General features: G+C 73.3%; 5 protein-coding genes. 2 read left to right on the forward strand and 3 right to left on the reverse strand.

Annotation, left to right across the window (positions count from 1 at the left end; translation table 11 throughout):
* The first annotated feature begins 128 nt into the window (after positions 1 to 128).
* Positions 129 to 722: a TetR/AcrR family transcriptional regulator gene (locus ACZ4WZ_RS33820; RefSeq protein ID WP_467896935.1), complete on the forward strand. Its 594-nt coding sequence runs from the start codon at positions 129 to 131 to the stop codon at positions 720 to 722.
* Between the two features lie 4 nt (positions 723 to 726).
* Here ACZ4WZ_RS33820 and ACZ4WZ_RS33825 read toward each other — a convergent pair whose 3' ends face one another.
* From ACZ4WZ_RS33825 to ACZ4WZ_RS33835, 3 genes are all read right to left on the reverse strand, one after another.
* Positions 727 to 2,127 (reverse strand): NADP-dependent succinic semialdehyde dehydrogenase, encoded by a 1,401-nt coding sequence (locus ACZ4WZ_RS33825; protein WP_467896937.1) that lies wholly within the window; start codon positions 2,125 to 2,127, stop codon positions 727 to 729.
* Positions 2,128 to 2,318: 191 nt separating this feature from the next.
* Positions 2,319 to 3,107, reverse strand: a complete 789-nt coding sequence (locus ACZ4WZ_RS33830) for an alpha/beta fold hydrolase (RefSeq protein WP_467896939.1) — start codon at positions 3,105 to 3,107, stop codon at positions 2,319 to 2,321.
* A 154-nt stretch (positions 3,108 to 3,261) separates the two neighbouring features.
* Entirely contained in the window at positions 3,262 to 4,047 is a 786-nt protein-coding gene (locus tag ACZ4WZ_RS33835; RefSeq protein WP_467896941.1) for a LysR substrate-binding domain-containing protein, read from the reverse strand.
* Positions 4,048 to 4,105: 58 nt separating this feature from the next.
* Between ACZ4WZ_RS33835 and ACZ4WZ_RS33840 the strand changes: the two genes are divergently transcribed.
* Entirely contained in the window at positions 4,106 to 4,510 is a 405-nt protein-coding gene (locus ACZ4WZ_RS33840; RefSeq protein ID WP_467896943.1) for a DUF5997 family protein, read from the forward strand.
* The last annotated feature ends 166 nt before the right edge of the window (positions 4,511 to 4,676 follow it).

Genomic DNA, 4,676 nt, shown 5'->3' on the forward strand with positions numbered 1-4,676 from the left:
CCCTCCTCCCCCCCCCCCCCCCCCCCCCCCCCCCCCCCCCCCCCCCCCCCCCCCCCCCCCCCCCCCCCCCCCCCCCCCCCCCCCCCCCCCCCCCCGCCGTCCCAGGCAGCCCCGCCCAGAGGAGTCCCATGCCCCGGATGCCGTCGGCCGATCGGCGCGCCCAGCTGACCGAGGCGGCGATCCGCGCCATGACCCGCGACGGCGTCGCCCGGACGACGACCCGCTCGATCGCCGCCGAGGCCGGCGTGTCCCTGAGCGTCTTCCACTACTGCTTCGACTCCAAGCAGGAGCTGCTGGAGTCCGTCCTCGAGGCGATCACCGCGCACTACATCACGGTGGTGAAGGCGGCGATCCGGCCGAGACCCACCCTTCGCGAGACCGTCCGGGCCGGCTTCCACGCGTACTGGGACCACGTGGGCGCCCAGCCCGGCGAACACATGCTCACCTACGAGCTCACCCAGTACGCCCTGCGCCGGCCCGGTTTCGAGCACCTGGCCCGCCGCCAGTACGAGCTGTACTGCCAGACGTACGAGGAGCTGATCGGGCAGCTGTGCCGGGAAATGGGGCTCGTCCCGAAGGTGCCGGCCCCCGTGCTGGCCCGGTACCTGGCGGCCATGACCGACGGGCTGACCCTGAGCGTGCTGGTCCTCGGCGACGAGAAGGCCGCCGGGGCGCTCCTGGACATGATCACCGAGCACGTCGTGGGGCTGATGGAGGGCTGATCGGTCAGTCGGGCTCCGCCGCCCGCCAGACGGTGGTGATGTTGCAGAACTCGCGGATGCCGTGACCGGACAGCTCCCGCCCGTACCCCGACCGCTTGACCCCGCCGAAGGGCAGGGCCGGGTGGGAGGCGGTCATCCCGTTGACGAAGACTCCTCCGGCCTCGAGGTCGCGCACGAAGCGCTCCAGGTCGGAGTCGTCGCGGGTCCAGACGTTGGAGCTGAGTCCGAAGGGCGTGTGGTTGGCCCGCTCCACGGCCTCGTCCAGGCCGTCGACCCGGTAGAGGGTGGCGACGGGCCCGAAGGTCTCCTCCAGGTCGATGCGCATGGCCGGGGTGACGTCGGCCAGGACGGTCGGCTCGTAGAACCAGCCGTCCGGGTGGCCGGGCGGCCGCCGGCCGCCGCACAGGACCGTGGCCCCGTGCCGTACGGCGTCGTCGACCAGCTCCTCCACGTCGGCGCGGCCGCTCTCGGTGGCCAGCGGTCCGACGTCGGTGGACTCCCGCATCGGGTCGCCCACGGTCAGCGCCTCCATGCCCTCCGTGAAGAGCCGGGCGAACTCCTCGTAGACGTCGGTGTGGACGATGAACCGCTTGGCGGCGATGCAGGACTGGCCGTTGTTCTGCACCCGCGCGGTCACGGCGGTCCGCGCGGCCCGCGCGATGTCCGCCGAGGGCATCACGATGTACGGGTCGCTGCCGCCGAGCTCCAGGACGGTCTTCTTGACCTCGTCCCCCGCGACGGAGGCCACGGCCCGTCCGGCCGGCTCGCTGCCCGTCAGGGTGGCCGCCGCCACCCTCGGGTCGCGCAGAATGCCCTCGACGGGGCCCGAGCCGATCAGCAGGGTCTGGAAGCAGCCCTGCGGGAAGCCCGCCCGGTCGAAGAGGTCGCCGAGGTACAGGGCCGTCTGGGGGACGTTCGACGCGTGCTTGAGCAGGCCCACGTTGCCGGCCATGAGCGCGGGCGCGGCGAAGCGTACGACCTGCCAGAGGGGGAAGTTCCACGGCATGGCCGCCAGGACCACGCCCAGGGGCCGGTAGCGGACCGTTACGGCGGAGGCGCCCGCGTCGCGCACGTCGGCGTCGGCGGGCCGCTCGTCCGCGAGGAGGGACTCGGCGTGGGCCGCGTACCAGCGCATCGCCTTGACGCACTTGGCGGCCTCCGCGCGGGCCGCCGCGAGGGGTTTGCCCATTTCGACGGTCATGGTGCGGGCGACGTCCTCCGCTTCCGCCTCCAGCAGGTCCGCCGCGCTGTTCAGCAGCGCCGACCGCTCTGCGAAGGCGGTGTGCCGGTACGAGGTGGACGTGCGCGCGGCCAGGGCCAGGCAGCGCTCGATGCCGGCGGCGTCGAGGGCGTCGAAGGAGAGCAGCGTCTTGCCCGTCGTGGGGTTGACGGTGGCGATGGGCATGGTCCGGCCTTCCTGCGAGGGAACCGCCCCACCGACCCTGCCCGCCCCGGCCCGCCCCCGCAACGCGAGGACCGGCCCGCCCGTCCGGCACGCCGCCGGGGCGGCCGAAAGGGAGATCTCCGGAAGGAGCCGCCCTGTGGTGCCCTCGTCGAGCCGGCCGGCCACTCAGCGGATGGCTGTGCCCGGCGGTTTCACCGCACGCCCTGGCGTCCCAGGAATCCCTCGACCACTGTCGCCAGGGCCTCCGGGCTCTCGTCCGGGGCGAAGTGGCCGGCGTCGTCGAAGACCTCGAGCTCAGCGTTCGGATACCACCGCAGCCAGGTGGACCGCATGGTGTCAGGGCCCATCGCCGGGTCGTTCGCACCCGCTACGACGAGCACCGGTGTCGGGTTGCCCTGGAGCCGCTCGTGGAGGTCGGGGCCGCGCGTCCAGGATTCGAGGTACGAGCGCAGGGCCGCCCGCGAGGAGCGTTCCGAGCCGCTCACCCTGGCCTCGAGCCACGCGTCGTCGTGACGGCCGCCGGTGGTGACGTCGAAGATCGTCCTGCGGTTGCCGGAATCCTCCACGGCTCCGGCGAACAGCTCCCACATCTCCCCTTCGAGCGGGAAGCCGGACGCGGGTACCGGCGAGATGCCGACGATCGAGCGGACGCGCGAGGGGGCGTCCAGCAACAGTTGCTGGGCCGCCTTGCCGCCCATGGAGTGACCGACCATCGAGAAGGTGTCCCACCCGAGGTCGTCGGCCACGGCGAGGGCGTCCGCGGCGACCTCCTCCATCGTGTGGGCCCCAGGGGTGTCCATCGCCTCGCCGTACCCACGGCAGTCCACGAACGCGTAACTGAACGCGCTCCCGTCCAGGTACCGCCTCAGATGCCCGAAGCCCGACCTGTCGCTGAGCCAGTGGTGGAGCGCGAGGACCCGCGTGGGGCCGCTGCCCTGCACCTCGTACGGAATCACGTGCCCTGCCGCATGTGCTGTCACGATGCTGGGTCTCCCCCTCCGCACCGGGCCCGGAAGCGCACCGGCCCGGGGCTTCGCCTCAACGGCGTAGCGGCGCGAGCGGGCGCCCGAAGGCGTTGCCGGCGGGATGGACCCCGCCGGCCGGGATCCCGGCCCTGAGGGAGTTCGGCAGGTCCTAGCGGCGGCCGCGCGGCTTGCCGCCCCGCTTGGCGGCCGGCTTGCCGCCCGACCGGGCCGCGGGCTTGCCCGCGGTCCTGGCGCCGCCGGTCTTCGCGCCGCCCGCCTTGGTGCCCGTCCTGCCGCCGGCGCTGCCGGCCGTCTTGCGCTGCTTGGGCTGCGGCGGGGTGGGCTGGCGGCCCCGGGTGCTGTTCACGGTCCGCCCGCGGACGATCCCGATGAACTCCTCCACCAGGTCGGTGGTCTTCTCCTCCGGCCAGGACAGCGCGATCCGTGACGCGGGGGCGTCGGAGACCGTCCGGTAGGTGAGGTCCTTGCGGTGGTGCAGGCGGGCGAGGGACTGCGGGACGACGAGGACGCCGATGCCCGCCGCTACCAGCTCGATGGCGTCCGCCGTGGTGGCGGGCCGTTCGAAGGCGGGGCGTCCGGGCAGGGTCTCCCAGTCGAGGACGTCGTCGAGGGGGTGCAGCACGATCTCGTCGGCCAGGTCCTCGGTGGTGACCTCCTCGACCGCGGCGACGACGTGGTCCTTGGGGACCACCACGACGGTCGTCTCGGTGTAGAGGGGGATCGCGCTGAGGTCCGCCCCGTCCACGGGCATCCGTACGAAGCCGGCGTCGGCGTCACTGGTGCGCAGCGCGGCGAAGGCCTCGGCGGCGGGCACGCCGACGAGGATCAGCGGGACGTCGGGCAGCCGCTCGTTCCAGATCCGCACCCACTTCGTGGGCGTCACTCCCGGGACGTAGGCGAGCCGGAAGGAAGGGGGTACATCCGAGCCTGTCACCCCGCCAGGTTACCGGTCGTGGTCGGAGGTAGCGCACATGCTCGATACCCTTGACTCCATGACGTCGCACCAGAGCACCCAGACGATGAAGCCCGCGACCGCGGCGAAGAAGCTGGGTGTGTACCTCGAGGCCACCCCCGCAGAGTTCCAGGAGGGTGTCATCTCGCGCACCGAGCTGAACGCACTCCAGGCCGAGCCGCCGGCCTGGCTGGTGGAGCTGCGGCGCAACGGCCCGCACCCGCGCCCGGTGGTCGCCTCGAAGCTGGGCGTCTCCATCGCCGGTCTCGCGCGCGGCGGGATCACCGAGGCGCTCACCACCGAGCAGATCGAGGCCATCAAGCAGGAGAACCCCGAGTGGCTGCAGAAGGAGCGCGCCACCCAGGCGGATGTCCGCAAGGAAGCGGTGCGGATCAAGGAGAAGCAGGCGGAGGAGGCCGCTCGGCGCGCCGAGAAGCAGGGCTGATCCTCCTCCCCGCACACTGACGGCCGGGCCGGGTCCTTTCGGGGACCCGGCCCGGCCGCGTATGCGCTCCCGGGGGGGGAGCCCCCACGGGGCCACCCCGACGGGGGGGGGTTCGTGGCCTGGCGTCGTGCCCCGCGCGTTGTTATCCCCCCCCTCCGCCCCCCCC

This window comes from Streptomyces sp. NPDC029122 (assembly GCF_055569445.1).

Coding starts and splice junctions, on each gene's coding strand:
- ACZ4WZ_RS33820 (WP_467896935.1), top strand. CDS start 129: ATGCCCCGGATGCCGTCGGCCGATCGGCGCGCCCAGCTGACCGAGGCG.
- ACZ4WZ_RS33840 (WP_467896943.1), top strand. CDS start 4,106: ATGACGTCGCACCAGAGCACCCAGACGATGAAGCCCGCGACCGCGGCG.
- ACZ4WZ_RS33825 (WP_467896937.1), bottom strand. CDS start 2,127: ATGCCCATCGCCACCGTCAACCCCACGACGGGCAAGACGCTGCTCTCC.